The organism is Gilliamella bombicola (assembly GCF_900094945.1).
Taxonomy (GTDB): domain Bacteria; phylum Pseudomonadota; class Gammaproteobacteria; order Enterobacterales; family Orbaceae; genus Gilliamella; species Gilliamella bombicola.
In genome coordinates this window covers 1-2,324 of the sequence record NZ_FMAQ01000024.1, presented here as the reverse complement: position 1 = coordinate 2,324, position 2,324 = coordinate 1, and the positions used below count along the sequence as shown (strand labels likewise).

At 49.1% G+C, this 2,324-nt stretch carries 1 rRNA gene; it reads left to right on the top strand.

The annotated features are described in order from the left end of the window. Nucleotides 1-198: 198 nt before the first annotated feature. Nucleotides 199-2,324 (top strand): 23S ribosomal RNA (locus GA0061081_RS10920); the annotation flags it as partial.

Below are 2,324 nucleotides of genomic sequence, written 5' to 3'. Positions count from 1 at the left end.
TTAAGTGAATAGAAAGATAAAGCTCTTTAACAATTAGGAACAAGCTGAAAGAAACGAGTTCTCGTTCTTGTGTAATGCATTTATTGAGTTATTTAATTAAACGTTAGCGATAACGATTAGTTAGGTTGAATTGATAAAGGTTGAACATAAAGAAAGAGAAGAAAGCGTAATTAAAACCAAGACAACTGTGAGTTGTAAGGTTAAGAAATTAAGCGTACACGGTGGATGCCTAGGCAATCAGAGGCGAAGAAGGACGTGTTAATCTGCGAAAAGCGACGGTGAGCTGATAAAAAGCGCAATAGCCGTCGATGTCCGAATGGGGAAACCCAGTGTAGGTGACTACACTATCATATGATGAATTCATAGTCATATGAGGCGAACCGGGAGAACTGAAACATCTAAGTACCCCGAGGAAAAGAAATCAACCGAGATTCCCTAAGTAGCGGCGAGCGAAAGGGGAGGAGCCCAAGCGGGTAGCATATAGTATTAGTGGAAGCGTCTGGAAAGTCGCACGATAGAGGGTGAAAGTCCCGTACACGAAGATGCGATATGTGGAAGCTTATAGAGTAGGGCGGGACACGTGATATCCTGTCTGAAGAAGGGGGGACCATCCTCCAAGGCTAAATACTCCTGATTGACCGATAGTGAACCAGTACCGTGAGGGAAAGGCGAAAAGAACCCCGGGAGGGGAGTGAAATAGACCCTGAAACCGTGTACGTACAATCAGTGGGAGCTGCTGCCGTTGGGTAGTGGTGACTGCGTACCTTTTGTATAATGGGTCAGCGACTTATATTCTGTAGCGAGGTTAACCGAATAGGGGAGCCGAAGGGAAACCGAGTATTAACTGTGCGTTAAGTTGCAGGGTATAGACCCGAAACCCGGTGATCTAGCCATGGGCAGGTTGAAGGTTGGTTAACACTAACTGGAGGACCGAACCGACTAATGTTGAAAAATTAGCGGATGACCTGTGGCTGGGGGTGAAAGGCCAATCAAACCGGGAGATAGCTGGTTCTCCCCGAAAGCTATTTAGGTAGCGCCTCATGAGTAACTGTTGGGGGTAGAGCACTGTTTCGGCTAGGGGGCCATCCCGGCTTACCAACCCGATGCAAACTCCGAATACTGACAAGTTTAATCATGGGAGACACACGGCGGGTGCTAACGTTCGTCGTGAAGAGGGAAACAACCCAGACCGCCAGCTAAGGTCCCAAAGTCATAGTTAAGTGGGAAACGAAGTGGGAAGGCTTAGACAGCTAGGATGTTGGCTTAGAAGCAGCCATCATTTAAAGAAAGCGTAATAGCTCACTAGTCGAGTCGGCCTGCGCGGAAGATGTAACGGGGCTAAAACTATGCACCGAAGCTGCGGCAGTGCACGCAAGTGTATTGGGTAGGGGAGCGTTCTGTAAGCCGTAGAAGGTGTGTTGTGAGGCATGCTGGAGGTATCAGAAGTGCGAATGCTGACATAAGTAACGATAAAGCGGGTGAAAAGCCCGCTCGCCGGAAGACCAAGGGTTCCTGTCCAACGTTAATCGGGGCAGGGTGAGTCGACCCCTAAGGAGAGGCCGAAGGGCGTATCTGATGGGAAACGGGTTAATATTCCCGTACTGGCTATAACTGCGATGGGGGGACGAAGAAGGCTAGGTTTACCACCTATTGGATGGTGGGTTAAGCATGTAGGCGTGTGATTAGGCAAATCCGGTCACTGAGACGCTGAGGTGTGATGACGAGCTGCTAAGGCAGTGAAGTAATTGATGCCCTGCTTCCAGGAAAATCCTCTAAGCTTCAGGTTATAGTTAATCGTACCCGAAACCGACACAGGTGGTCAGGTAGAGAATACTCAGGCGCTTGAGAGAACTCGGGTGAAGGAACTAGGCAAAATGGTGCCGTAACTTCGGGAGAAGGCACGCTGATGGTAATTGAAATCCCGCGCGGACGTAGGTGAAATCAGTCGAAGATACCAGCTGGCTGCAACTGTTTAATAAAAACACAGCACTGTGCAAACACGAAAGTGGACGTATACGGTGTGACGCCTGCCCGGTGCTGGAAGGTTAATTGATGGGGTTATGCGTAAGCAGAAGCTCTTGATCGAAGCCCCAGTAAACGGCGGCCGTAACTATAACGGTCCTAAGGTAGCGAAATTCCTTGTCGGGTAAGTTCCGACCTGCACGAATGGCGTAATGATGGCCAGGCTGTCTCCACCCGAGACTCAGTGAAATTGAACTTGCCGTGAAGATGCGGTGTACCCGTGGCAAGACGGAAAGACCCCGTGAACCTTTACTATAGCTTGACAGTGAACATTGAGCCTTAATGTGTAGGATAGGTGGGAG